The organism is Spirillospora sp. NPDC000708 (assembly GCF_040299565.1).
Taxonomy (GTDB): domain Bacteria; phylum Actinomycetota; class Actinomycetes; order Streptosporangiales; family Streptosporangiaceae; genus Spirillospora.
Genome location: NZ_JBEPCJ010000093.1, coordinates 18,288 through 42,688, shown reverse-complemented (window position 1 = coordinate 42,688; position 24,401 = coordinate 18,288). Strand labels below are relative to the sequence as shown.

Annotated in this window: 24 protein-coding genes; 11 read left to right on the top strand and 13 right to left on the bottom strand. The window is 73.7% G+C overall.

Annotation, left to right across the window (positions count from 1 at the left end):
• Both ABT299_RS42470 and ABT299_RS42465 read right to left on the bottom strand, forming a co-directional pair.
• Positions 1-230 (bottom strand): ATP-binding cassette domain-containing protein (locus ABT299_RS42470; RefSeq protein WP_500254219.1); only part of this gene is annotated, 230 nt, incomplete at its 3' end.
• A gap of 85 nt (positions 231-315) precedes the next feature.
• A complete protein-coding gene (locus ABT299_RS42465) occupies positions 316-981 on the bottom strand; it encodes a DUF4097 family beta strand repeat-containing protein (RefSeq protein ID WP_500254218.1) in 666 nt (221 codons plus the stop codon).
• Between the two features lie 241 nt (positions 982-1,222).
• On the opposite strand from ABT299_RS42465, the gene ABT299_RS42460 reads away from it, so the two are divergent.
• Complete coding sequence (locus ABT299_RS42460) at positions 1,223-1,981, top strand: GbsR/MarR family transcriptional regulator (protein WP_387030708.1); 759 nt, start codon at positions 1,223-1,225, stop codon at positions 1,979-1,981.
• Positions 1,982-2,107: 126 nt separating this feature from the next.
• On the opposite strand, the gene ABT299_RS42455 is transcribed toward ABT299_RS42460, so the two are convergent.
• Genes ABT299_RS42455 through ABT299_RS42445 form a run of 3 tightly spaced genes read right to left on the bottom strand, consistent with a single transcriptional unit; the run spans position 2,108 to position 5,482 of the window.
• Positions 2,108-2,956: an alpha/beta fold hydrolase gene (locus tag ABT299_RS42455; protein WP_500254217.1), complete on the bottom strand. Its 849-nt coding sequence runs from the start codon at positions 2,954-2,956 to the stop codon at positions 2,108-2,110.
• The gene (locus ABT299_RS42450) at positions 2,956-3,882 is read right to left on the bottom strand and encodes a VOC family protein (RefSeq protein WP_387030713.1); all 927 of its coding nucleotides are present in this window, start codon (positions 3,880-3,882) and stop codon (positions 2,956-2,958) included. Before ABT299_RS42450 ends, ABT299_RS42455 begins: the two co-directional genes overlap by 1 nt.
• A gap of 55 nt (positions 3,883-3,937) precedes the next feature.
• Positions 3,938-5,482: a bifunctional 3-(3-hydroxy-phenyl)propionate/3-hydroxycinnamic acid hydroxylase gene (locus ABT299_RS42445; RefSeq protein WP_500254216.1), complete on the bottom strand. Its 1,545-nt coding sequence runs from the start codon at positions 5,480-5,482 to the stop codon at positions 3,938-3,940.
• 157 nt (positions 5,483-5,639) lie between these two features.
• Between ABT299_RS42445 and ABT299_RS42440 the strand changes: the two genes are divergently transcribed.
• A complete protein-coding gene (locus tag ABT299_RS42440) occupies positions 5,640-6,305 on the top strand; it encodes a TetR/AcrR family transcriptional regulator (RefSeq protein ID WP_500254215.1) in 666 nt (221 codons plus the stop codon).
• Positions 6,306-6,340: 35 nt separating this feature from the next.
• Positions 6,341-7,135, top strand: coding sequence for an SDR family NAD(P)-dependent oxidoreductase (locus ABT299_RS42435; RefSeq protein ID WP_190864525.1), 795 nt, complete (start codon positions 6,341-6,343; stop codon positions 7,133-7,135).
• A 57-nt stretch (positions 7,136-7,192) separates the two neighbouring features.
• Here the strand turns inward: ABT299_RS42435 and ABT299_RS42430 are convergent, their stop codons facing one another.
• Positions 7,193-8,176, bottom strand: coding sequence for a zinc-binding dehydrogenase (locus ABT299_RS42430; RefSeq protein ID WP_500254214.1), 984 nt, complete (start codon positions 8,174-8,176; stop codon positions 7,193-7,195).
• Between the two features lie 95 nt (positions 8,177-8,271).
• On the opposite strand from ABT299_RS42430, the gene ABT299_RS42425 reads away from it, so the two are divergent.
• Positions 8,272-9,048 (top strand): helix-turn-helix transcriptional regulator, encoded by a 777-nt coding sequence (locus ABT299_RS42425; protein ID WP_500254213.1) that lies wholly within the window; start codon positions 8,272-8,274, stop codon positions 9,046-9,048.
• A gap of 12 nt (positions 9,049-9,060) precedes the next feature.
• On the opposite strand, the gene ABT299_RS42420 is transcribed toward ABT299_RS42425, so the two are convergent.
• Complete coding sequence (locus tag ABT299_RS42420) at positions 9,061-9,840, bottom strand: methylenetetrahydrofolate reductase (RefSeq protein ID WP_500254212.1); 780 nt, start codon at positions 9,838-9,840, stop codon at positions 9,061-9,063.
• Between the two features lie 140 nt (positions 9,841-9,980).
• Between ABT299_RS42420 and ABT299_RS42415 the strand changes: the two genes are divergently transcribed.
• Positions 9,981-10,523 (top strand): SMI1/KNR4 family protein, encoded by a 543-nt coding sequence (locus tag ABT299_RS42415; protein ID WP_433241241.1) that lies wholly within the window; start codon positions 9,981-9,983, stop codon positions 10,521-10,523.
• A 54-nt stretch (positions 10,524-10,577) separates the two neighbouring features.
• Here the strand turns inward: ABT299_RS42415 and ABT299_RS42410 are convergent, their stop codons facing one another.
• A complete protein-coding gene (locus ABT299_RS42410) occupies positions 10,578-10,970 on the bottom strand; it encodes a winged helix-turn-helix transcriptional regulator (protein ID WP_387030732.1) in 393 nt (130 codons plus the stop codon).
• 118 nt (positions 10,971-11,088) lie between these two features.
• On the opposite strand from ABT299_RS42410, the gene ABT299_RS42405 reads away from it, so the two are divergent.
• The gene (locus ABT299_RS42405; protein WP_500254211.1) at positions 11,089-11,934 is read left to right on the top strand and encodes an NAD(P)H-binding protein; all 846 of its coding nucleotides are present in this window, start codon (positions 11,089-11,091) and stop codon (positions 11,932-11,934) included.
• A gap of 76 nt (positions 11,935-12,010) precedes the next feature.
• Here the strand turns inward: ABT299_RS42405 and rox are convergent, their stop codons facing one another.
• Positions 12,011-13,432: a rifampin monooxygenase gene (rox, locus tag ABT299_RS42400; protein ID WP_500254210.1), complete on the bottom strand. Its 1,422-nt coding sequence runs from the start codon at positions 13,430-13,432 to the stop codon at positions 12,011-12,013.
• Positions 13,433-13,764: 332 nt separating this feature from the next.
• Between rox and ABT299_RS42395 the strand changes: the two genes are divergently transcribed.
• From ABT299_RS42395 to ABT299_RS42385, 3 genes are all read left to right on the top strand, one after another.
• Positions 13,765-15,555 (top strand): alpha/beta fold hydrolase, encoded by a 1,791-nt coding sequence (locus tag ABT299_RS42395; RefSeq protein WP_500254209.1) that lies wholly within the window; start codon positions 13,765-13,767, stop codon positions 15,553-15,555.
• A 143-nt stretch (positions 15,556-15,698) separates the two neighbouring features.
• On the top strand, positions 15,699-17,417 hold the full coding sequence (locus tag ABT299_RS42390) for an N-acyl-D-amino-acid deacylase family protein (protein ID WP_500254208.1): 1,719 nt from the start codon (positions 15,699-15,701) through the stop codon (positions 17,415-17,417).
• Positions 17,414-18,994: an AMP-binding protein gene (locus ABT299_RS42385; RefSeq protein ID WP_500254207.1), complete on the top strand. Its 1,581-nt coding sequence runs from the start codon at positions 17,414-17,416 to the stop codon at positions 18,992-18,994. Before ABT299_RS42390 ends, ABT299_RS42385 begins: the two co-directional genes overlap by 4 nt.
• A gap of 31 nt (positions 18,995-19,025) precedes the next feature.
• On the opposite strand, the gene lexA is transcribed toward ABT299_RS42385, so the two are convergent.
• A complete protein-coding gene (gene lexA / locus ABT299_RS42380) occupies positions 19,026-19,697 on the bottom strand; it encodes a transcriptional repressor LexA (protein WP_347256989.1) in 672 nt (223 codons plus the stop codon).
• A gap of 127 nt (positions 19,698-19,824) precedes the next feature.
• On the opposite strand from lexA, the gene ABT299_RS42375 reads away from it, so the two are divergent.
• Both ABT299_RS42375 and ABT299_RS42370 read left to right on the top strand, forming a co-directional pair.
• The gene (locus ABT299_RS42375) at positions 19,825-20,412 is read left to right on the top strand and encodes a sigma-70 family RNA polymerase sigma factor (protein WP_190864549.1); all 588 of its coding nucleotides are present in this window, start codon (positions 19,825-19,827) and stop codon (positions 20,410-20,412) included.
• Positions 20,409-21,404 carry a hypothetical protein gene (locus ABT299_RS42370; RefSeq protein ID WP_500254206.1) on the top strand — a complete coding sequence of 332 codons (996 nt, stop codon included), beginning with the start codon at positions 20,409-20,411 and terminating at the stop codon, positions 21,402-21,404. Before ABT299_RS42375 ends, ABT299_RS42370 begins: the two co-directional genes overlap by 4 nt.
• A gap of 93 nt (positions 21,405-21,497) precedes the next feature.
• Here the strand turns inward: ABT299_RS42370 and ABT299_RS42365 are convergent, their stop codons facing one another.
• Genes ABT299_RS42365 through ABT299_RS42355 form a run of 3 tightly spaced genes read right to left on the bottom strand, consistent with a single transcriptional unit; the run spans position 21,498 to position 24,158 of the window.
• A complete protein-coding gene (locus ABT299_RS42365; protein ID WP_387030746.1) occupies positions 21,498-22,427 on the bottom strand; it encodes a peptidase inhibitor family I36 protein in 930 nt (309 codons plus the stop codon).
• 13 nt (positions 22,428-22,440) lie between these two features.
• A complete protein-coding gene (locus tag ABT299_RS42360) occupies positions 22,441-23,247 on the bottom strand; it encodes a CHAP domain-containing protein (protein ID WP_190864563.1) in 807 nt (268 codons plus the stop codon).
• Between the two features lie 47 nt (positions 23,248-23,294).
• Positions 23,295-24,158 (bottom strand): peptidoglycan-binding domain-containing protein, encoded by an 864-nt coding sequence (locus ABT299_RS42355; RefSeq protein WP_387030749.1) that lies wholly within the window; start codon positions 24,156-24,158, stop codon positions 23,295-23,297.
• Between the last annotated feature and the right edge of the window lie 243 nt (positions 24,159-24,401).

Below are 24,401 nucleotides of genomic sequence, written 5' to 3'. Positions count from 1 at the left end.
GGTCGGTGTGCCAGGTCGTGTCCGGCGACGTGGATCCGGCCGGCGTCGGCGCGGGTCAGGGTGGACAGGATCTGGACGGTGGTGGTCTTGCCGGCCCCGTTGGGGCCGAGCAGAGAGAAGATCGTCGCTTCGGGGACGGCCAGGTCGATGCCGTCCAGCACGACCTTCTCGCCGGTCTTGTCGCGGTAGGACTTGCGCAGCCCGACCGCCTCGATCGCCAGATTCGCCATGGGGGAACTCCTTGAAAGGGGGTGGGGGTTTGAGACCCGGGGGCCCGCCGCCGAGGGCGGGCCCCGTGGTTTCACGATGCGGGGGTCAGAGGCTGCGGGCGGTGATGTCGCCGCGGGTGGTGGTGGCGCGGATGTCGAGCTGGGCGGTGCCGTCGTTCTTGAGGCTGTTGGTGATGCGGCCGAGGGAGGTGCCGGCGTCCAGGGCGGCCGAGACGCCCGGGGCGGCGCCGATGGAGATGTCGCCGGACTGGGTGCGCAGGTCGACCTGCCCGGTGCCGGTGGCTTCGGTGATGCGGATGTCGCCGCGCTGGGTGGTGATGTGCGCGGGGCCGTTGAGGCGGCCGACCTCCACGTCACCGTCGGTGGCGGCCAGCTCCAGGCTCCCGGCCTCGTCGATCTTGATCTGGCGGTAGGCGCCGTCGAAGGCGACCTCGCCCAGGCGGCCGACGCCGCGGAACTCGGTCGCGGCGGCCTTGGCCCGCACCCGGGACCCGGCGGGCAGCTGGATCGTCACCTCGACCGCTCCGGTGGACCCGAAGTACTGGTTGCCGGTCGGGGCCTGGACCCGCAGTTCCCCGTCGGCGAACTCCACGCTCACCTGCTCGGCGGCCTTGGCGTCGCGGTTCTTGCCCGGGTCGGCGGGCCGGACCTGCACGCTGGTGTCGGCGCGGTCGGCGGCGATGACCTGCACGCGGCCGGCCGGGACGTCCAGGGTCGCGGTGATCGGGGCGGGGGTGGCGAAGGTGGTCATCGTCTGCTCCTTGCTGGGGGGCCGCCCTTGCGGCCCGCTTGTTTCTGACAACGCAAACGCTACGTTGCCTTTCCAGGTTCAGCAAGAAGCCTGTTGCACAAAACCACTATCTTCGCTGGTAGATCCAAGATTATTGTTGCAACGAGCTGAAAAGTAACGCAACGAAACGGGCGCTCTTGTTGCAATGAAATGAGAGTGAACGCTATGGTGAGGGCGTCCGAGGAGCATGAAGGAGGCCGTGATGCCGGGAGGCAGGCTCACCCAGCAGGAACGCCAGCAGATCGCGGTCGGGCTGGCCGACGGCCTGGCCTACGCCGAGATCGCCAGACGCCTGGAGCGTCCGACCTCGACGATCACGCGCGAGGTGATGCGCAACGGCGGTCCCGCCGGCTACCGCGCGGACCTGGCCCACCGCGCCACCGAGCGCCGCGCCCACCGCCGCCGGCAGGCGGCGCCCCGGGGGCCGGAGGCGCCCCCGCAGGCCGACGGGCGCGACCCCGAGGCCGTGGCCGAGTTCGAGGAGACGCTCACCACCGTCTTCATGGCCTCGGGCACGCCGAAGATGATGGCCCGGGTCATGGCCTGCCTCTACACCACCGACTCCGGCAGCCTCACCGCGTCCGAACTCGCCGGGCGCCTCCAGGTCAGCCCGGCGTCGGTGTCCAAGTCGATCACGTTCCTGGAGGAGCAGGGCCTCGTCCGCAGGGAGCGCGCCGAGGGGCGCCGCGAGCGCTACATCGTCGACGACGACATCTGGTACCAGTCGCTGGTCGCCAGTGCCCAGGCCCTCGTGCAGGTCATGGAGGCCATGCGGCAGGGCGTCACCGTCCTCGGGCGCGGCACGCCCGCCGCCGACCGCCTCGAAGGCGGGGCCCGCTTCATCGACTTCGTCAGCGAGAGCCTGCTCCGCGCCGCGGAGCAGGCGCGCGAGGTCCTCCACACCGGTACCGGCGCGGCGCCGGAGGGCGCCGTCGCGGAGCCGAGCCCGGCCGGAGGATGAGCGGCCGCTCCCCGGGCATGACGGCGGGACGGAGGCGGCCCCGCCGCTCTCCGTCCCGGTCGTCGCTCGGTCCCGTCCCGCTCCGTTCCGTCCCGCTCCGTTCCGCCGCTTCGCGTGCCGTCGCGGTTACGAGGTGCCGCGGATGAAGTCGGTGACGAGCCGGTTGAACTCGTCCGCGTGCTCGATCATCGCCCAGTGGCCGCACCGGTTCAGCAGCACCAGCCGGCTGTCGGGGATGGCGGCGAGCAGGTGCAGCGAGTTCTCGAACGGCACGACCCGGTCGTCCCGCCCGTGGATGAGAAGCGTCGGGACCTGGATGCCGGGCAGCAGCTCCGGCTTGACCCAGATCGGGAGCGGCGCGCCCTTCGGCAGCCCCTCGACGTAGTTGCGCAGGTGCTCGGGGCGGGCCAGCGCCGCGTCCGAACGGGCCTCGCACAGCTCCGGCGTGGCGAACCGGGCCTTGTCGAAGCACATGATCTCGACGAGCCGGCGCATGTTCTCCGGACTCGCGTCGCGGTACGCCTCGATAAGCACCTTCAGGCCCTCGGACGGCCCGTCGCCCGGGGCGAAGAGGGACGGGATCCGCCCCACCGGCGGGCCCATCGTGACCAGGTGGGTGATCCGGTCCGGGTGCTCCGTGGCGAGCCGGAGCGAGGTCTGCCCGCCCATCGAGTTCCCGACGAACGCGGCCTTGGCGATGCCGAGGGCGTCGAGGAACTGGATCGCCGCGTCCACGTGGTCGAGGCGGTCGACGGTCGCGGCGTCCGACTCGCCCCAGCCGGGCATGTCCACCGCGTACACGTGGAAGTGCCGGGCCAGCGCCTCGATGTTGCCGGAGAAGTTGCTCCAGCCCGTCGCGCCGGGGCCGCTTCCGTGCAGCAGGACGACCGGCCGCCCGTCGCCCGCCTCGTAGTAGCGGAGCTTCCAGTCCCGGGTCTGGACGGTGCGGGCGGCCTCGGCCTGGGTCAGTGCCATCAGAGTGCGTCCTTTCCGGAGGCGCGGGAGAGCAGGCCGGCGACGACCTCGGGCGGCCGGTGCCCCCAGCTGTGGAGCCGGTCCAGCGTCGTGACCTGCCAGGTGTCGTCGTCGACGAGCAGGCCGCCCCAGCCGTACTCGACGCTGAAGCCGGACGGCGTCCGCACGTAGAAGCTGAACATGCGGTCGTTGGGGTGCATGCCGAGGGTCATCTCGAACGGCTGCCCCGCGTCCATGCAGCGGTCGTAGGCCATGCCGACGTCGCGGACGTCGGTGACCTCGATCATGAAGTGGTGGGTCCGCTTCGGGTGCGGCATGTCGCCGAACGCGACGGAGTGGTGGCGGGGGTTGCAGCGCAGGAAGATCAGGTCGGCGACGGCGCCGGGCGCGAGCTCCTCGACGATGCGGTCGGAGATCCGGAAGCCGAGCAGCCCCTCGTAGAACTCCAGGTACGTCTCGCGGGCGACGCCCTTCGACAGCAGCACGTGGTGGCCCGCGCCCCCGGCGCCGGTGACGAACTCGCCGAGCAGCGCGTCGGAGTGGAAGGGGTCGGGGGCGTCGGCGAAGCCGGTGACCAGCTCGACGCGGTTGCCCATCGGGTCCGCGGTCACCGCGATGCGGTCGACGGCGCGGGACGCGGCGAGGTCGGCGTCGCCCTCGGCGACCTCGACGCCGGCGGCCGTCAGCCGTTCGATGAGCGCGTCGAGGGCGGCGCCGTCGGTGACCTCATAGCCGCTGGCGACCAGGTCGTCGGCCGGTCCGCGCCGCACGAGCCAGCGGTGGGCCTTCCGGTCGGTGCGCAGGGCGATGGCGTCGGCGGACTTCCCGGCGAGCTGCATGCCGAGCAGGCTCACGCCGAAGTGCTCCCAGTCGTCGAGGCTGCTCGCCTCGTAGACGACGTACGCCAGTTCCTTGACTCCGGTCATCGGGAGTCCTCCTTGCTCTCGGCGCCGCGGTACGAGCGGCGGTACGGGCGGCGGGTCATGCGGGGGCGGCGAGGCCGGAGACGTCGGCGGCCGCAACGAACCGGTCGGGGCGCACCGCGACGGCGCGGACGCCGTACCGTGCCAGCCACGGCAGCAGGACCTCGTCGAGGTCGACCAGTTCCTCGGGTCCCTGCGTGTAGGCGGTCTTCGGGCGGACCGCGACGTAGCGGGCGCCGAGCGCGTCCCAGCGCTCCCGCTCCTCGGCGGTGAGCAGTTCCGCGGGGTCGACGTCCGCGCCGAGCAGCACGAAGCCGTCGCCGAGCAGGTCGTCGAGGCGCGCCATCCGGCCGGTCGCGTCCCCCGCGACGGGCTGCGGGACCATGCGGCCGACGATGCTCGCGTCCCCGACCGGCCCGCGGATCCAGCCCGCCTCCAGCACCGGCGGCGCGATCAGCGGCGGCTCGAACGGCGTCACCGTGCCCTCCGGCACCCGGTTCATCTCCTCGATCTCCGCCGGGGTCGCCTCCTGCTTGATGACCCGGCCCAGCCCGACGGCGAGGCCGGTGTAGAACGCGGCGTTCGGCCGCCGCTCGGTCTCGTAGGTGTCGAGCCAGCTCTCGTCGAACTCGCCGGTGAGGACGCGGGCGAGCTTCCAGCACAGGTTGTGGGCGTCGCGCATGCCGGTCTGCATGCCGGCGCCCGCCCACGGGGGCATGAGGTGGGCGGCGTCCCCGGCGAGGAAGACCCGGCCCGACCGCCAGGAGTCGGCCATCCGGGTGTGGTGGCGGTAGAAGGCCCACTGGTGGATCGAGACGTCGTCGGTGGTGACGCCCAGCGCCTTGAGCAGCGGCCAGACGTCGGCCTCGGACGCGAAGTCCGCCTCGGTCTCGTGCGGCTCGAGCGGGATCTCCCAGCGGTGGTTGCCCGCGGACAGCGCGATGTCGACCACCGGGCGCTGCCGGTCGGACCAGAACGTGAGGAAGTCGCGGTCGGGCCACCAGCGCTTGACGCGGCAGTCGATGACGATCCACTGCACGTCGTTCGTGTCGCCGTCCAGCCGGCTGCCGATCATGCCGCGGGTGGGGCTGCCGCCGCCGTCGGCGCCGATCGCGTAGCGGGCGCGGACGGTGCGCTCCTCGCCCGTCGCGGCGTCCACCGCCGTCACCGTGACGCCGCCGGCGTCCTGCTCCAGCCCGGTCACCTCGGCGCCGTAGCGGACGTCGATCAGGTCGCCGTGGTCCTCGGCGCAGGCGCGCAGCTCGGCCTCCATGGCCGGCTGGTAGATGTTGTAGAACCGGGGCCCGGGGCCGAGCGCGGACGGCGGGTGCTCGACGCGCATGATCTCGGTGCCGTCGTAGGTCACCCAGCGCAGCGCCCGCTGCGGCTCGATCACCTTCGTGATCCGCTCGTCGATGCCGAGGCTCTGGAAGATCCGCATCGTCCAGTCGTTGACGGTGACGGCGCGGGCGCGCGGGTAGATGGCGGCGTCCCGCTCGAACGCGACCACCGGGACGCCGCGCTTCGCGAGGGTCAGGGCGGCGGTCACGCCGGTGGGGCCGTAACCGACGATCGCGACGTCGGCGTCGAAATGCTGGCTCATGCGGGCTCCGGGGGCGGCTCTTCCGATCAAGTTTTGGACCGGTCGTTCGGTACAACAGTGGCCACCCTCACATGTGTTCCTCCTGGGTGTCCATGAAATTCCGCTGTGCAGAATCGGCCGCGCGAGGGGGCCGGGCGGGGCGTCTATGCTTCGACCCGTGGCGGACGAGACGATCGGGAATCGCCGTGGCCGCAGGTCACGGGAGGAGATCCTCGACGTCGCGGCGCGGATCATGGCGGAGCGCGGCTACGCCGCCACCTCGCTGTCGGTGCTGAGCCGGGAGACCGGCCTGCCGAAGAGCGCGGTGTACCACCACTTCCACTCCAAGGCGGGGCTGCTGTCGGCGGTCATGGCGCGCGGCGCCGAGGACTTCTTCGCGGCCATGCGGCGCGCCCAGGCGGGCGGCCCCGAGGGCGGCACCCCGCGCGAGCGGCTGACGTGGTTCCTGCTGCGCACCGGCGAGGTGTTCCTGGACCGCCCGGAGTTCCTGCGCCTGCACCTCCTCCTCGTCATGAGCGCCGAGGCCGCCGAGGCCGAGGTGGACGGCATCATCGAGCGGGTGCGGCGGGACGGCCGCGCGCACATGAACCGGATGATCGCGCTGTCCTTCGCGCCGGAGGGCGAGGAGATCGCGCAGGCCGTCGCCGACGAGCTCGACTACTTCGGCATCGCCGGGTTCGACGGCGCGTTCGTCGCCCTGCAGGCCGAACCGCACCGCGACCTCGCCGGCCAGATGCGGCTGCTCGCGGAGGCGGTGGCCGCGCTCGGCGAGGCGCGGGCGGCCGCGCTGCGCGCCGCCGCCGCGCCGTCCACCGGCGGGTAGGGCTGATCGGCGGCGACGGGGGAAGGGTCACCGCCATGGACATCGATCTCAGCGGGCGGACCGCCTTCGTCAGCGGCTCCACCCAGGGCATCGGCCGCGCCATCGCCGCGGGGCTGGCCCGGGCCGGAGCGACCACCATCGTCAACGGCCGGTCGGACGGCAGCGTCGACTCCGCACTCGACGCGCTGCGCGCCGAACTGCCGGACGCCGACCTGCGGGGCGTGGCCGCCGACGTCGCCACCGCCGAAGGCGCCGAGGCGGTGCGCGCCCAGGCGCCCGACGTCGACATCCTGGTGAACAACCTCGGCATCTTCGGGGCGCGTCCCGTCCTGGAGGTCGACGACGACGAGTGGCGGCGCTACTTCGAGGTCAACGTCCTGTCGGGGGTGCGGCTCGCCCGCCTCTACCTGCCGGGCATGACCGAGCGTGGCTGGGGGCGCGTGCAGTTCATCGCCAGCGACTCGGCGGTGGCGATCCCCGCGGAGATGGTGCACTACGGCGTCTCGAAGACGGCGCTGCTGGCCGTCTCGCGCGGCTACGCGAAGGCCGTCGCGGGGACGGGCGTCACTGTCAACACCGTCCTGGCCGGGCCGACCCACACCGGCGGCGTGGAGGACTTCGTCGCCGAGATGGTCGGGGACGACCTGCCCTGGGACGAGGCGCAGCGCCGCTTCATGGCCGAGCACCGCCCGAACTCGCTGCTCCAGCGGCTCATCGAGCCCGAGGAGATCGCCAACATGGTCGTCTACCTCAGCTCGCCGCACGCCTCGGCCACCACCGGCGGGGCGGTCCGCGTCGACGGCGGCTACGTCGACGCGATCCTGCCCTAGCGGAGCACCGCCCGGCCCGGCGAGCACCGGCGGTCCGGCGAGCGCCGGCCGGCCCGGCTAGGGGATCATGACGACCTTCCCGGTGGCCTGGTCGTTCTCCATGTGGCGGTGCGCCGCGACGACGTCCGCCAACGAGAAGACCCGGTCGATGTTGGGCCGGTAGACGCCCGCCTCGACCTGCCGGACGATCCGCTGCAGCAACTCGGCGCCCGCCTCGCCCTTGAGGTCGTCGCTGTGGAAGGCCGTGAGCCTCGTCCCGGACGGGATCATCGCTACCGGCTGGAAGTCCGGGATGGCCCAGCCGCTGAGCGAGCCCGCCACGCAGACCGTCCCGCCGCGGCGGACCAGGCTCAGGGAGTCCACCGCCGTGGCCGCTCCAACGAGGTCGAGGACGTGGTCGGGGCCCTCGGGCCAGATCGCCCGCACGTCGTCCGCCAGCGGACCGCCCGCGTCGATGAGGACGTGGGCGGCGCCGGCGGCGGTCAACGCGCCGATCCTGCCCTTCTGCCGGGTGGTGGCCGCGATCTCCAGCCCGTGCGCGGACGCGATCGACAGTGCCGCCATCCCGACCGACGACGTCCCGCCCCGGACGAGCAGCCGCCCGCCGCCCAGCGCGCCCAGCGCCTCCAGCGCGCCCTGCGCCGTCAGGTACGTCTCGGGCAGCGCGGCGAGGACGTCCCAGGGCAGCGTGGTGGCGACCGGCATCAGCAGCGCGTTCGGCAGCAGCGCGAACTCCGCGTAACCGCCGTCGAACTCCCGCCCCATCTCCCCCATCACCGCCGCGACGGTCGTCCCCTCCGGCAGCGCGGGATCGGTCGACACCGCCACGACCCCCACGCACTCGATGCCGAGCACGCGCGGGAACACCACGTTCGGGGAGTGCCCCTGGCGCGTCCTCAGCTCCGACCGGTTCAGGCCCGCGCCCTCGACCCGCACCAGGCTCCAGCCGTCCCGGACCGCCGGGACCGGCACCTCGCGGACCTCCAGCATCTCCGGCCCACCGGCCCCGAGGCAGACGGCCGCCCGCATCGTCGCGCTCATCGCACATCACCTTTCGACGGAAGGGAGAACCCGCGGCTCATGCGTCCACTGTCGCCGGAGGGCGGTGCGGCCGACCACCGTTAGAATGCCAACCCATGCCCGTTGGCCGCCAAGTTCCCCCGCCCGGTCCGGCGTCCCGCCTGTGGCCGTCCGGTGGGGCGCACCTGTGGCCGGCGGGCGGGACGAGCACGGCGCAGACCCACTCGCGCGGGCACCTGGTGTACGCGGCCCGCGGCGTCCTGTCGGTGCACACGGAACACGGCACCTCGATCGTCCCGGCCAACCGGGCCGCCTGGACGCCCGCCGGGTTCACGCACCACCACCGCGCCCACAGCAGCACCGACATGCGGATCGTCTTCCTGCCGGCGTCCCTGGCCCGGCTCGTCCCCGCCCGTCCCGCCGTCTACCTGGTCTCCGACCTGGCCCGCGAGATCCTGCTCGCGCTCACGGGCCCGCGCCGCGAGGACCGCGCCGCGGGCGCCCGCGCCCGGCTCCGGCGCGTCCTCGTCGACGAGCTCCGCGAGGCGCCCGAGCAGCCGCTGCAACTGCCCGAACCGCGCGACGACCGGTTGCGGGCCATCGCCCGGACGCTGCGCGAGGACCCCGCCGACACCACCTCGCTCGCCGGGCTCGGGCGGCGGATCGGAGCCAGCCCCCGGACCCTCAGCCGCCTGTTCCACGACGAGCTCGGCATGACCTTCTACCAGTGGCGCACGCAGCTGCGCGTCCACCACGCGCTCGTCCTCCTCGCCGACGGCCACGACACGACCCGCGTCGCGCACGCCTGCGGCTGGGCGAACCCCAGCGGCTTCATCGCGGCCTTCGCCGACCTCGTCGGCACGACCCCGGGCCGCTACCGGGCGGGCCCGTGACGGGCCCGCCCGTCAGAAGTGCTGCTCCAGGCGGGCGGCGACCTGGCGGTACCTGCTGACCGGCACCAGGTGCACGCCGTCGAAGGCGCCGCTGTCGCGGATCGCCAGCACGTGCTCGCACGCGGCGTCCACCCCGGCGTCCCGGTCCCGCTCGACCGCCGCGACGAGCTCGTCCGGGATGGCGATGTCGGGGATCGCCGCCGCGAGGTTGCGGGCCATGCCGGTGCTCGCCAGCACCATCACCCCCGCGTAGACCGGGACGTCCAGCCGGACGCTGTCCCGCCAGCGCAGCAGCGCGTCCAGCGAGTAGCTGACCTGGACGAACACGAAATCGGCCGCGGCCTTCCACGCGGGGACGGGCCGCAGCCCGGACGCGACCCCGGCCCGGAACGGCGCGCGTCCCTCGAACGCCGGGTCGTCCGCCGCGGCCCGCGTCTCCTCGATCATGGCGCGCACGGTCAGCTCGCTCGTCCGCCCGCCGACGGTGGGCTTGTCGCCGTAGACGAACAGGAACCGGTCGACCCCGTACGCCGCGGCCGTGAGCAGGTCGCGGCGGAACCCCAGCAGGTTGCGGTCCCGCGAGTTCAGGCAGGCGATCCCGGAGGCGCCCATCGCCTGCACCTCGTGGGCGACCGCCACGCTCGACACCGTCGCCCGCCCGATGTGGTTGTCCGGGATCAGGAACGAGTCGGCGACCGGGCTCAGCACGCCGATCTGGTGCCGCACCCGCGCCAGGTCCGGGCGGACGGGCGGTTCGATCTCACAGATCACTTCGAAGCCATCGGCGACCATCCCCGCACCCTACCGGCGCCGCCCCGGCGCATCCGGCGCCCGGTGGCGAAATCGTCCTCGCCGACGACCGGTCAGGAGGAGTCGCCGGCGGGAGTGGCGGGCGGGCTGCGGGCGGGCGGGTGATCGCTTAGCCTGCCGGGGTGGCGCACACATCTGACGCTCTCGCCCTGCCCGCTCCCCTGGCCGAGGTGGTCGAGGTCGGTTTCGAGTGGGACTACGACGAGGAGACCGACGAGGCCAGCGGCTGCGACTTCGAGCCGTTCGACCGGTTCGAGGAGCCCGAGCGGACGGCGTGGTGGTTCCGCCTGTGGACGGGGAACCAGGACGCCGACGGCGGCGAGTTCCGCTTCTTCGGCAAGACCGGCTGCGGCGACTACACCGGCTTCTGGCTGGTGCGGCCCGGTGCGCCGATCGCGGAGCAGCCCGTCGTCCACATCGGCTCCGAGGGGGAGCGCGGCGTGCTCGCCCGCGACCTCGGCGACCTGCTCTGGCTCTTCGCCGCCGGGCTGGGGCCCGCCGAGGCGTTCGACGACCCGGAGTCACCGGCGGAGCCGAACGACGCCTTCCGCGCGATCGCCGAGCGGCACGCGCCCGGCCGCCACCGCTCCCCCGCCCGGATCGTCGGGGACGCGCGAGCCGAGTTCCCGCATTTCTCCGATCACATCGACGCCATGTGCCGCTGAACGGCGCGCGTCCCGCCGCCGGTCACGTCATTTCCGGCGGCGCCCGCAGCGGTTTCAGCGGGCCGGGTCCTCGTCGTAGTCGTGGCGGGCCCGGTCGACCTTTTCGAGATTGGCCGACGCCCATTCCGCGAGATGGGCGAAGAGCGGCCCGAGGCTGCGGCCGAGATCGCTGATCTCGTATTCGACCCGGGGCGGGACCTCGGGGTGGTAGGTGCGCACCACGAGTCCGTCGCGTTCGAGCTGCCGCAGGCGCTGCGTCAGGACCTTCGGGGTGATCGTGGCGATCCGCCGCTGCAGCTCGACGAAGCGCTGCCGGCCGTCCTGGTGGAGCGTCCACAGGATCGGGGTCGTCCACCGGCTGAACACGATGTCGACGACCGGCGCGATCGGGCACGCCTGCTCCGGGTCGGCCGTCGCGGCCGCGGCGCCCCACGTCTTCTCGGCCATGCGGATCCCCTTTGAGGTAGTCACTTTCCTGTAGGTACCTACTATATCCAGGATGTTAGCGTCGTCGGCGTCCACCACGGACCGCTCGTTCGAGCGGGGGAACGGCAGGAGACCGATCATGATCGTTGTTACCGGAGCGACCGGGAACGCCGGCGGCGCGCTCGTGCGGGTGCTCGCGGAGGCGGGCGAGAAGGTGACCGCCACGTCCCGGAACATCACGGAGGCGGACGTGCCCGGCGGCGTCGAGCACGTGAAGGCGGACCTCGTCGACGCCGCGAGCCTGCGCCCGGTGTTCGACGGCGCCAATGCGCTGTTCCTGCAGAGCGGCGGGGCCAGCGCGCACCTGCTGCGGACGGACGAGATCCTCGCCGCGGCCGCGAAGGCCGGCGTCCGACGGGTGGTGCTGCTGTCCTCGCTGGGCGTGGCGACGCGCCCGGACTCGGCGTCGCACGGGGTCGTCGGGCTGGCGATCGAGGAGGCCGTGCGCGGATCGGGCCTGGACTGGACGATCCTGCGGCCGGGCAACTTCGCCTCCAACAGCTACGCCTGGATCCCGTCGGTGCGCGCCGAGCGGACCGTCATGGCGCCGTTCGGCGACGTGGCGCTGCCGACGGTCGACCCGCGGGACATCGCCGAGGTCGCCGCCGCGGCGCTGCGCGAGGACGGGCACGCCGGGCGGTTCTACGAGCTGACCGGGCCCGTCCCGATCACGCCGCGCGAGCAGGCGGAGGCGATCGGGGCGGTGCTGGGCGAGCCGGTCCGGTTCGCGGAGCTGACCCCCGACGAGGCGCGGGTGCGGATGCTGGACTTCATGCCGCCGGACGTGGCCGAGACGACGCTGGAGGTCCTGGGCTCGCCGACCCCGGCCGAGCAGCGGGTCAGCCCGGACGTCGAGAACGTGCTGAAGCGGGCGCCCCGGACGTACGCGGACTGGGTGCGCGACCACATCGCCGCGTTCCGTTGACCGGCCGAGGGGCGGCCCCGTCCGCGGGACGGACCGCCCCCGGCCGGCCGCAGCCGGCCGCAGCCGACGACCGGGCTCAGGCAGCGGCGGCGCCGAACCATCGGGGCAGGTGGCCGAGCAGGTCCTCCTGGTCGTCGCCGACCCACGCCACGTGGCCGTCCGGCCGCAGCAGCGCCGCGGGCACGTCCAGGCGGTCGTCGACGACGTGGCCGACGCGCGACTCCCATCCCGCGACGGAGAGCAGGCCGGTCCGGTCGAGCAGCAGCCCGCGGCCGTCGCGCATCAGCTCGTAGAGGCGGCCGGGCTTGAGCTCGACGTCCCGCATCCGGCGGCCGACCAGCTCGTGCTCCCCGCCGAGGTCGTACCGGACGCCGGTCGCGATGATCTTCTCGATCAGGTACCGGTTGACCTCCTCGAAGTCCATCAGCTCCGCCATCAGCCGGCGCACCGCCCGCGGTCCGGGCTCGTTGGACATCAGCACGCCCTGCGCGCGGGTGTTGTTCAGCACCTCGGCGGCGACCGGGCGGCGCTCGGTGCCGTAGCTGTCGAGGAGCCCGTCCGGCGCCCAGCCGGCGATCTGCGCCGCGAGCTTCCAGCCGAGGTTGAACGCGTCCTGAACGCCGAGGTTGAGGCCCTGCCCGCCGAGCGGCGGGTGGACGTGCGCCGCGTCGCCCGCCAGCAGGACCCGGCCGTCGCGGTAGCGGTCGGCGAGGCGGGTGGCGTCGGTGAACCGGGACAGCCAGCGCGGCGAGTGGATCCCGAAGTCGGTGCCCGCGTACGCCCGCAGTTGCCGCGCGAAATCCTCGAGCGTCGGCGGGACGGTGCGGTCCTCGGCCACGCTCGCGGCGGGCACGATGACCCGGAACAGGCCGTTCTCGAGCCGCCCGGCGGCGAAGAACAGCTCGGTCTTGCGGATCTCCGCGACGATGCCGGCGACCGTCTCGGGGTCCGCGGTCGCCTCCATCTCGCCGACCAGCGTCTCCTTGCTCGCGGGCTCGCCGGAGAACCCGATGCCGAGCAGCTTGCGGACCGTGCTCCGGCCGCCGTCGCATCCGACGAGGTAGCGGGCGCGCAGCCGGGTGCCGTCGGCCAGTTCGGCGGTCACCCCGTGGTCGTCCTGGCTCAGCCCGGTCAGCTCGCGTCCGCGCCGGATCTCGGCGCCGGACCCGGCGGCGTGCTCCTCCAGCAGGCGGTCGGTGACGGTCTGCACGATGCCGAGGACGTAGGGGTGCGTGGTGTCCAGGTTCTCGGGCGCCGGCTTGGTGATGCCCGCGAAGAACCCGCCGAGCGGGTACTTCCGGCCGTGTTCGAGGAACCGGTCCAGCAGGCCACGCTGGTCCATCACCTCGATGCTGCGGACGTGGATCCCGAGTGCCCTGACGTGCGGGGCCGGCTCGGCGTTCTTCTCCAGGACGAGCACGCGCGCGCCCTGCAGCCGCAGTTCTCCGGCCAGCATCATGCCGGTGGGGCCGCCACCGGCGATGATCACATCGAACATGAAGTCAATTCCCCCGTTCACCGTGGTGATTTCCGGCCGTTCGACCCGCCGGGTTCAGCCGCGTGGACATGCTGAATTCCCGCCGGTTCCGGCACCGGCCGTAGATTCTGCGCCATGACCCGGGTCTTGCCGCAAGGCCCCCTGTGCGCTATAGATTGATAGTGGCAGGGAGATGTTTTCTCCCTGCTTTTTTCGTCTGCTGAGACGCGCCGCCGTTCCGGTTCCGCGAACGCCCGGAGCGCGTCCTCGGCGCCCCCTCCTCGACGGCCCCGGAGGCCACCGCCGGGCTCCGGCACGCTTGACGAATAGGTAGACCGGTCTACTATCTCCCCATGGTCAGTACCCAGAGAGACGGCGGCGGGGACAGGTACGCGCTGGTGTTCGGCGCGAGCGGCTTCATCGGGCGCCACCTGGTCCTCGCGCTCGGCCGGGCGGGCGTCCGGGTCGGCACGGCGAACCGGAGCCCGGAGTCCCACCGGCGGCTCGTCCGCTGGCTGGACGAGCACGGACACGGCGAACCCCCGGCCGACCTGCGCGCCGACTTCGGCGCACCGGCACTGGTCGAGGACGGCTGCGAAGGCGTCACCGAGGTCTACAACTGCTCCGGCGCCTACCGGTTCGGGATGCGGGCGGACGAGGCGCGCCGCGCGAACGTCGACGGCGTGCGCGCGATCGTCGCGTTCGCGGCGCGGCTGCCGCGCCTGCGCCGCCTGGTGCACGTCTCGGGATACCGCGTCGGCGGGCAGGACCCGACCGAGTGGAGCGAGGAGCGGCGGCGGGAGGCCTACCGGGCGCTCGGCGCGTACGAGGCGTCCAAGGCCGAGGCGGACGCCGTGTTCCAGGCGGAGGCGGCGCGGCTGGGCGTCCCGTGGTCGATCGTGAACCCGCCCAGCGTCATCGGTGACAGCGCCACCGGGGAGTCCGACCAGTACCTGGGGCTCGCGTCGACCGTGCGGGACCTCTGGACGGGCTCGCTCGCGGCGGTGCCGGGCAACGCGCGGACGTTCGTCCCAGTGGTCGCGGTCGACTACCTCGCCCGGTTCATGACGCTGCTCCCTGACGACGAGGCCGCCGAGGGCACCGCGTACTGGCCGCTGGACGACGGCACGCCCGCCCTGCCGGACCTCCTCGCGCTCGTCGCCGAGCACTACCGGATCCGGGCGCCCCGCGCGCGGATCCCGGTGTCCCTGGTCAAGCGCCTGCCCCGGTCGCTCACCAAGGCCGACCCCGAGACGCTGACGTTCCTGTCGGAGGACCGGTACCCGACCGCGTCGGCGTCCGCGTTCGCCGCGCGCCACGGGCTGGCCATGCCGGACACCGCCACGGCGATCCGCCGCTGGGCCGACCATCTGGCGGCGCACCGCTTCGGGGAGGCCGGGGGCGGGGCGCGGCGGTTCACGGCGCCCGCCGGGGTGCGGACGTTCGAGCTCGGCGAGCCGGACGCCCCGACGGTGGTCCTGCCGGGCTTGCCGGTGAACGCCGACTCCTGGGCTCCGGTGGTCGCGGCGCTGGGCCGCGCCCGCGCCGTCGACCTGCCGGGGCTGGGGATGAGCGCCGGGCGCCGCGACGACTGGCCGGCCTGGCTGTCCGCGCTGGTGACCGGGACCGGCGCCCGCCATCTGGTGGGCCATTCCCTCGGCGCGGCCGCCGCCGTCGAGGCCGCGGCCGCCCATCCGGAGGCGGTGGAGCGGCTCACCCTCGTCTCACCGTTCTTCCTTCAAGCGCGTCCTGCCCGCCTCGCCCGGTGGGCGCCGCTGGCCCGGCTGTATCTGCGGCGCGCGTCGTCCGGGGCGCTGGCCGCGCGGCTCACCGGCACGGCGGTGCACGCGGCCGCGCTCCAGTCGAGCGCGGCGGACCTCCGCCGAGGCTCCGTCGCCGCCACCGCCGCCCGGTACCTCGCCGAGACAGCGGCCCCGCGATGGCGTGACGACCTCCGGGCCGGGCTGCGCCGCCACCGCGGGCCCGTGCACGTCATCGTCGGCTCCGAGGACCCGCTCACCACCGAGGGGCGGGCCGTGCTGGACGCGCTTCCGCAGGTCACGGTGACGGTCATCGACGGCGCGGGCCATCACCCCCAGCTCACCCATCGGGAGGACGTGGTCCGGGCCGTCGACGGCGCGTGAGCGGCCGGCCGCCGGCGGACCCTTGTCCGTGCGGGGACGCGGCGGCACGATGGCAGATACCGGCCAATCGCTTGTTCGGGGCGAGACGCCGATCTAGACATAAGTCTCAAAGTGGGGTGCGAGCGCCGCGAGGAGTGACCCCGATGGATGATCTGGTGATCAGGAACGCCCGGGTCGTGGACGGCACCGGCGCACCCCCCTACCCCGCCGACGTCGCCGTCACCGGCGACCGCATCACCGCCGTCGGCCCCGGCGCCGGGCCCGGCCGCCGCACGGTCGACGCGGACGGCGCGCTGCTCACCCCCGGGTTCGTGGACATCCACACCCACTACGACGGGCAGGCCACCTGGGACCCGATCCTCGCGCCGTCGTCCTGGCACGGGGTCACCACGGCGGTCATGGGCAACTGCGGCGTCGGGTTCGCGCCCGCCCGGCCCGACCGGCACGCCTGGCTGATCGGGCTGATGGAGGGCGTCGAGGACATCCCCGGCAGCGCGCTCGCCGAGGGCATCACCTGGGAGTGGGAGAGCTTCCCGGAGTTCCTCGACGCGCTGGACCGGACGCCCCGCACCATGGACCTCGGCACGCAGGTCCCGCACGGCGCCGTCCGCGCGTACGTGATGGGCGAGCGCGGCGCCCGCAACGAGCCCGCCACCGCCGACGACATCGCCGCGATGAAGGCGATCGTCAAGGAGGGCGTGGCCGCCGGGGCGCTCGGCTTCTCCACCTCCCGCACGCTCGCCCACCGCGCGATCGACGGCGAGCCGGTGCCCGGCACGTACGCGGCCGAGGAGGAGCTGTTCGGGATCGGCGAGGCGCTCCGCGAGCTGGACTCCGGGGTCTACGAGATCGCCCCCGTGGGCGCGGCCGGCGAGGACGTCAACGCCCCGCCGGACGAGGTCCGGTGGATGCGGCGGCTGGCGGAGGCGACCGGCCGCCCGGTGTCGTTCGCGCTGCTCCAGGTCGACGCCGCGCCGGACCTGTGGCGCGAGCTGATGCGGCTGTCCGCCGGCACCGACGCGCGGCTGTACCCGCAGGTGGCGGGGCGGCCGTTCGGGATGCTGATCGGGCTGGAGACGCTGCACGCGTTCGGCGACCATCCGACGTACGTGTCGGAGCTGGCGCTGCTGCCGCTGCCCGAGCGGGTGAGGCGGATGCGCGACCCGGACGTCCGCGCGCGGATCCTCGCCGAGCGCCCGCCGCAGGAGGACCTGCTCGCCGCCATGGTCCGCGGCTGCCTGGACCGGCTGTTCCCGCTGGGCGGCGACCGTCCCGACTACGAGCCCGCGCCGGACGAGTCGGTGGCGGCCCGCGCGGCGGCGACCGGCCGCGACCCGCTGGAGATGCTGTACGACCTGCTGCTGGAGGACGACGGCCGCAACCTGCTCCTGCTGCCGCTGCTGAACTACTCCGAGCGCAGCCTCGACCCCGTCCGCGAGATGCTCACCCATCCGCGCGCGGTGCTCGGGCTCGGCGACGGCGGCGCGCACTGCGGCTTCATCTGCGACGCGTCGCTGCCCACGACCATGCTGAGCCACTGGGCGCGGGACCGGCGGCGCGGCGAGAAGCTGCCGCTGGAGCACGTCGTGCGGCTGATGACCCGCGACACGGCCCGGCTGTACGGGCTGGAGGACCGGGGCGTCATCGCCCCGGGCAAGAAGGCCGACCTCAACCTCATCGACTTCGACCGCGTCGCGAACCGCCGCCCGGAGATGCGGTACGACCTGCCCGCGGGCGGGCGGCGGCTGGTGCAGCGGGCCGACGGGTACCTCGCGACGTTCGTCTCCGGGACGCAGGTCTTCGCGGACGGCGAGCACACCGGCGAGCTGCCGGGACGGCTGGTCCGGGGAGCGCGTTCGTGACGCGCCGCTTCAACCTGGCGGACCTCTTCGAGGTGGTCGCCGGCGCCTGCCCGGACCGCACCGCGCTCGTCGCCGGACCCGTCCGGTCGACGTACGCCGAGCTGGACGCCCGCGCGAACCGCGTCGCGCACCATCTCGCCGGCGCGGGCGTGCGGCCGGGCGACCACGTCGGGATCCTCGCCTACAACCGGGCCGAATGGGTCGAGACGATGCTCGGCTGCTTCAAGCTCCGCGCCGCCCCCGTCAACGTCAACTACCGGTACGTCGCGGGCGAGCTGGCGCACCTGCTCGGCGACGCGGGCTGCGTCGCGCTGGTCGCCGAGCGGTCCCTGCTCGGCGGCGTCGACCGCGACCGGCTGCCGCGGCTGCGGCACACCGTCGCCATCGACGACGGCTCCCCTGCCGAGGCGGCCGCCGACGCCGAGTACGAGAAGGCGCTGGCCGCCGCGTCCCCGGACGGGGGGTTCGGGCCGCGCTCGCCCGACGACCCCTACCTGCTCTACACCGGCGGCACCACCGGCCTGCCCAAGGGCGTCCTGTGGAGGTCGGAGGACCTGTTCTTCGCGGCCCTGGGCGGCGGCGCGTACGGCGGCGGCTCCGTCCTCGCGTCCCCCGAGGAGCTGGCCGGATGCGCGGAGCGGGAGCCGCTGCGCGTCCAGGTGCACGCGCCGCTGATGCACGGCGGCGGCCAGTGGATGACGCTGATCGCCCTCACCACGGGCGGCACGGCGATCCTGTGGACCGGACGGCACTTCGACGCGCGGGCCGCGCTGGAGCTCGCCGCGCGCGAGCGCAGCCAGGTGTTCATGCTGGTCGGCAACGGGATGGCCGGGCCCGTCGCGGACGAGCTGGCCACCGGCGCGCACCCGGACCTGGAGATCTTCGGGTTCGGGTCGGGCGGCGCGCCGCTGTCGTCCGGCGTGAGGGAGCGGCTGCGGGCCGCGCTGCCGGACGTCTACATCTCCGACAACCTCGGCGGCACCGAGACCGGCGCGATGGGCGTCAGCGTGGGCGACGGCCGCTTCCAGCTCGCCCCCGGGTTCGCGGTCCTCGGCGACGACCTGCGCCCGGTGCCGCCCGGCGCCGAGGGGCTGGTGGCCCGCACCGGCCACATCCCCCTCGCGTACTGGGGCGACGAGGCGAAGACCGCGGCGACGTTCGTCCGCGACCCGGACGGCAGGCGGTGGGCGCTGCAGGGCGACCACGCGCGCGTCGAGGACGACGGCACGGTCACGCTGCTCGGCCGCGGGTCGCTGGTCATCAACACCGGCGGCGAGAAGGTGTTCGCGGAGGAGGTCGAGACGGTCCTGCGCGGCCACCCGTCCGTCGCGGACGCCGTGGTCGTGGGCGCCGCCGACCCGAGGTTCGGCCACCGCGTCGCCGCCGTCGTGACCTGGGCGGACGGGACGCCCGCCGGAGACGAGGCGCGCACCGGCGAGGAGGCGCTCACCGCGCACTGCCGGGAGCGGCTCGCGGGCTACAAGGTGCCGCGCGTCTACCGCTTCGTGGACGCCGTGCGGCGCACGCCCGTCGGCAAGCCCGACTACGCCTGGGCCCGCGCCGTCGTCTCGTCCTGAGCCCGCCCGGGATCGCGGGCGCGGCGCCGGATCAGACGCTGCGCAGGACCGAGACGACGATGCCGAGGATGACGGCGCGGTCGCCGTCGATGACGTCGTACGCGGGGTTGCGGGGTTCGAGGAGGACGTGCCCGCCGCGGCGCCGGTAGACCTTCACGGTGGCCTCGCCGTCGATCATCGCGGCGACGATCTGCCCCGAGTGCGCCTCGGGCTGCTGCCGGACCACGACGGTGTCGCCGTCGCAGATCGCGGCCTCGATCATCGAGTCGCCGCGCACCCGCAGCGCGAAGACGGTGCCCCGCCCGACGAGCTCGCGGGGCAGCGCAAGCATGCCGTCGGCGTGCTGCTCGGCGGTGATGGGCACGCCGGCGGCGATGTCGCCGACGACCGGGACGGGCACCGAGTCCCCTGCGGGCGCCTCGTCCGGGGCGTCCCGCAGGAAGGACCGCACGTCGATCGGGCGGGCGACGGCGGCGCCCCGGCGCAGGAAGCCCTTGTCCTCCAGGCTGGCGAGATGCCGCGACACCGACGACGATGACCGCAGGCCGACGGCGTCGCCGATCTGCCGCGTGCTCGGCGGGTAGCCGTACCGGACGACCCAGTCCCGGATCGTGGCCAGGATCCGCTGCTGGCGCGGCGGGAGGGCGGAGACGTCCAGGCCCTCGAACGCATCATGATCGTGATAGGCGGCCACCCGCGGAATTGTAGAGGTCCCTCGGCCCCGCGCGGGCGGAGGCGCGGGCGGCGCCGCTCGCCGGGTGGCAGTGAAATGCTCGGCCGCCGCCGGACATGTGGTGGTCGTCCGGTCCGCACGGCGAGAGGAAACTTACGTGTCCGCCACCTCGGAACCACCCCCGCCCGACGAACGGCGGCGCCGCTTCGAGCACGTCTACGCGGCCCACCGCGCCGGGATCCTCGGCTACGCGCTGCGCCGCACGGCCGATCCGCAGGACGCGGCGGACGTGCTCGCCGAGACGTTCCTGGTCGCCTGGCGGCGGCTGGACGACGTGCCGCGCGGCGACGCGGCCCGGCTGTGGCTGTACGGCGTCGCCCGCCGCGTGCTGGCGAACCACCACCGGGGCGAGCGCCGCCGGTCGGCGCTGGTCGGCGACCTGGCGGGGCGGCTGCGCAGCGATCTCGCGGCGCACCGCGTGCCGCCGCGGGACGGGGAGCTCGCCGCGATCGCGGCGGCGTTCGGCGAGCTGTCCGAGGGCGACCGGGAGCTGCTGTCGCTGGTCGGCTGGGAGGGCCTGGACCACGGCGAGATCGCCGCGGTGCTCGGGTGCTCCCGCAACGCGGTGCGGATCCGGCTGCACCGGGCCCGCCGCCGGTTCGCCCGCGCCCTGGACCGGCAGGGTGCCCAGGCCCCGAACGCCCACGCCATGCCCGCAGCGGTCATCAACGGAGAACGCGCATGAACCACGACATCGACCCGCTCATCGGCCGCCTCGCCCCCGTCACCGACGCCCGCGCCGCCGAGCTGCTCACCGACGAGACGGCCGCCGACCTGGCCGGACGCATCCTCGCCGCACCCGCCGAAGCCGCCGGCCCCGCCGCCGCGGACCCGGTCCCCGCCAAGCCCCGGGCGCGCCGGCGGCTCGCCATCGGGCTTCCGCTACTCGCCACCGGAGTCGCCGCGGCCGCGGTCGCCGCGATGCTCGTCACGCAGTCCGGGGGCTCCGGCGATCCCGGGCGCGACCCCGTACGGTCCGCGCCGCCCACGAGCTCGCACGGGCGGGTGCAGCTGGCCGCCGCGCTCAGCTTCACCCGCAAGGGCGGCTACATCGACGTGCGGATCCGCGACCCCTACGCCGACCCCGCGCGCTACAAGCAGGAGTTCGCCGCGCACGGGCTGCACGTCGGCCTGAGCCTGGTGCCCGTCTCGCCCTCGATCGTGGGCACCGTCGTGATGGAGGACACCAGCGAGGGGACGCGCCCCGGCGACGTCACCGAGATCCGCGTCAAGGGCGCCTGCGAGGTCGCGAGCGGCGGGGACGACTGCACGGTGGGGGTGCGGATCCGGAAGGGCTACACAGGCACCGCCACGATCGTCTTCGGGCGCGCGGCCCGGCACGGTGAGCAGTACCAGAGCACCGCCCAGGCGACCGCGCGCGGCGAGGCCATGCACGGGATGGCGTACCGGGGGCGGCACCTGTCGGAGGTGCTGGCCGCGCTGGCGAAGCGGAAGGTCACCGTCCCCGAGTACCGGGTGATGGTGGGCAACGAGAGCCAGGTCCGCTACCCGGGGCAGGTTCCGGGGAACTGGTACGTGCACGACGCCGTCCCGTGGGCGGACGGCCAGGTGATGCTGTTCGTCGGCCCCAAGCCGACCGAGGACGCGGGATCGGGCGCGCCGCCGGCCGCGTCGCCGACGCCGACCGCCGCCCCCGGTTCGCCGTCCGCGCCCTGACCGACCGCCGTTCCGTGGCCCGCGAGGGCCGGCGGCGCGGGGCGGCGGGGCACCGGCTGGATGCCGGTGCCCCGCCGCGCGGGGAGGGGCCCGTCAGGAGAGGACGATGTCCCGGTAGTAGTGGCGGAGGATCGCCCGGAAGTCCGAGCCGGCGTTCGCCATGTCGCGCGAGCCGTACTGCGACATCCAGTTCCCGTCCACCCACGCGCCGCAGGCGGTCGTGGTGGAGCAGTAGTGCGCGATCAGGATGTTGCCGCTGCGGGTCATCCGGGTCGACCACGTGCGGTCGACGGCGGCGGACGTCGACGACACCGCCGAGGACGGCCGGTACACCTGGTCACCGGTGTCGTCGCGGACGTCGTAGCACGCGCCGCCCGAGGTCTTGCGGGTCGAGTGCAGCGCCCAGTACCAGGCGTAGCTCTTGACGGCCATAGCCCCCGCGTCCAGCGAGGCGCTCGGCCAGCTCGAGATCCACTCGTTCGGAAGGACGTTCTTGACGTAGGTCTTGAAGTCGACGCGGTCCACCCGGCCCAGGCCGACCCGGTACACCAGGATCGAGGACGGCAGCGTCGTGTTGGACCCGTCGGTCTTGCATCCGCTGGGCTGCGACGCGAGGAGCTGGTGGGAGGCGTTGTTGTTCTTCAGCGTCGCGTTGAGGTTGCCTTTCGCGCCGGCCGCGAAGTCCTGGTAGGAGCCGGCGTAATTGCTGTTGTAGTAGACCCGCACCGTGTAGCTCGTGCGGTTCCACACCGACGCCGCGTTGTTCTTCACGCAGACGCCCTGGCCGTTCCCGGCGCCCTTGAATTCGTAGCAGGTCGGCTGGGTCGTCCCGTAGTCGTCGAGGGAGCCGGTGAAGTCGGAGACCGAGCCGGCCTCGTCGCTGTTGAAGTAGTAGCAGAACTCGCCGCTGTCGCAGACCCCGTCACGGGACGCCGCGGACGCCGGTCCGGCCACCACCACGACGCCCGCCAGCACCGTCACCACGGCGGCGAGGACGCCCATCACCCTTGTGCGGATCGCCATTCCCAGCCGCCTCTCAGAAGTGGAGCATCCACTGGAAGTCGGCCTGGGCGCTGCTCACGTGCACGTGCGAGCGGGTGCCGTACGCGAGCGGGTTGTTCCAGTTGTACTCCTCGACGTCGAACGAGCCGTCGGAGTAGACCCGGTTGACGTAGGCGACGTGGCCGACCTTGTGCACGTCGTTGACGGCGATCGCGCCGACCGACGGCGTCGTGTTGACCGTCACGCCGACCCTGCGGGCGGCGTCGTCCCAGGTGCCCGCGTTGCCCCAGGTGGTCTTCCACGAGTTGCTGAAGCTCGGGACGCCGAGCCGGCTGGCGATCCGCCACGCCGCGAAGGCGGTGCAGTTGTTCTGCGCGAATCCGCGCGCGTTCCCGTCGTAGTCGTTGCGCGGCGTCTGCCCCGACCCGTCGAGGATCTGGTGGGAGGCGTTGTTGTTCTTCAGCGTGGCGTTGAGGTTGCCCTTCGCGCCGGCCGCGAAGTCCTGGGACGAGCCGCCGTAATTGCTGTTGTAGTAGACCCGCACCGTGTGGCCGGTGCGGTTCCACACCGACGCCGCGTTGTTCTTCACGCAGACGCCCTGGCCGTTCCCCGGGCCCTTGAACTCGTAGCAGGAGGGCTGGGTGGTGCCGTAGTCGCCGATCGAGGTGGTGAAGTCGGAGATCGAACCGGCCTCGTCGCTGTTGTAGTAGTAGCAGAACTCACCGCTGTCGCAGACGCCGTCGCGGGCCGCCGCGAACGCGGGCGAACCGGAGGCCACGAGGGGCGCGGTGAGGGCCAGCGCTGCGCCGGCGAAGGTCAGGGTCCTCTTCAGGTGCGGCATTGGTCTCCTCTTTCGATAGGGGGTGCGGAGATGCCTCGGAAACCCGGTCAGTGGGTGCGCTGGTACTCCTCCCAGGTGTGGATGGGGACGCGGGGCCCGTCGTCCGCGCCCCGGTCGGCCAGGCCGTTGAGGCCGAGGTAGTAGTCGCCCGTCTGGTGCTGGGCCTGGCTGGACAGATCGGTGTCGTTGATCGCCGCGGCGTGGATGTGCCAGGGCCAGTCGCCCTGGTTCGGGTTGCGGACCCAGGCCGCGAAGCCCACCTGGCGCAGCGCGCGCGCCACGGACGTGCGGGTGGCGGCGGACATCCCGGTGACGCTGATGTCGACGACGCCGCCGCCGTCGTGGGTGCCGGCGGACGAGGGGTCGCCGCCCGGGTTGTAGGAGCCCTGCGACAGGACGAGCGTGAAGCCGAGCAGCCGCTCGGCCTCGGCGAGCATCGCCTGGGTGCGGGCGTCGACGGTGTATCCGTCGCGCTGGACCTTGGCGCCCGGCCCGATCTTCTTGGTGACGGTGTAGCGGTTCTCCCCGAGCGCGGCGAGCGACGTCGCGCCGGGCAGCCCGTTGGCGGCCAGGCCGCTGTATCCGAGGGAGCGCTGGTAGGCCGCGTACGCCGCGATGGTCTCGGTGCCGAAGTAGCCGTCCACCCAGCGGGCGTCCAGGAGGTGCCGCGCCTGCAGCGCCTGCTCGACGGCGAGGACGGACTCCTTCGCGCCCGGGGTCAGCGTGTCGTCGGCGCGCCGCGGGTCGATCTGCGCGGCGAGGACGGTGGCCTCCATGTCGACGGCGGGCAGGGCGGCGGGCGCGGCGTGCGGTGCGGCCGACGCCTGCACCGCCCCCGCCGCCAGGCCGCCCGTTACCGCGAAGGTCGCGAGCAGCCCCGTGATGGCGGCCCGGGTCCTCGTCAGCTTCATGCGGTGCGTCCTTCCGTGCGGTCGGATTGCCTCGTGGTCCCTCGTTGCTACCGGCCGCATTGATTGATCGACACACCTGCCGGAAGGGATCAATCAGCCCCGGACATCGGGGCCGTCAGGGTCTGCCGGAACGCCGCGGTCGCCCGCTGTACGGGCAGGTCAGAGGAGGCGCGCGCGGCACCGGGACGGCCGGGCGGCCTTATCGGCATCGCGTCGTTCGGCGGGGGGGGGCGCCCACCGCCG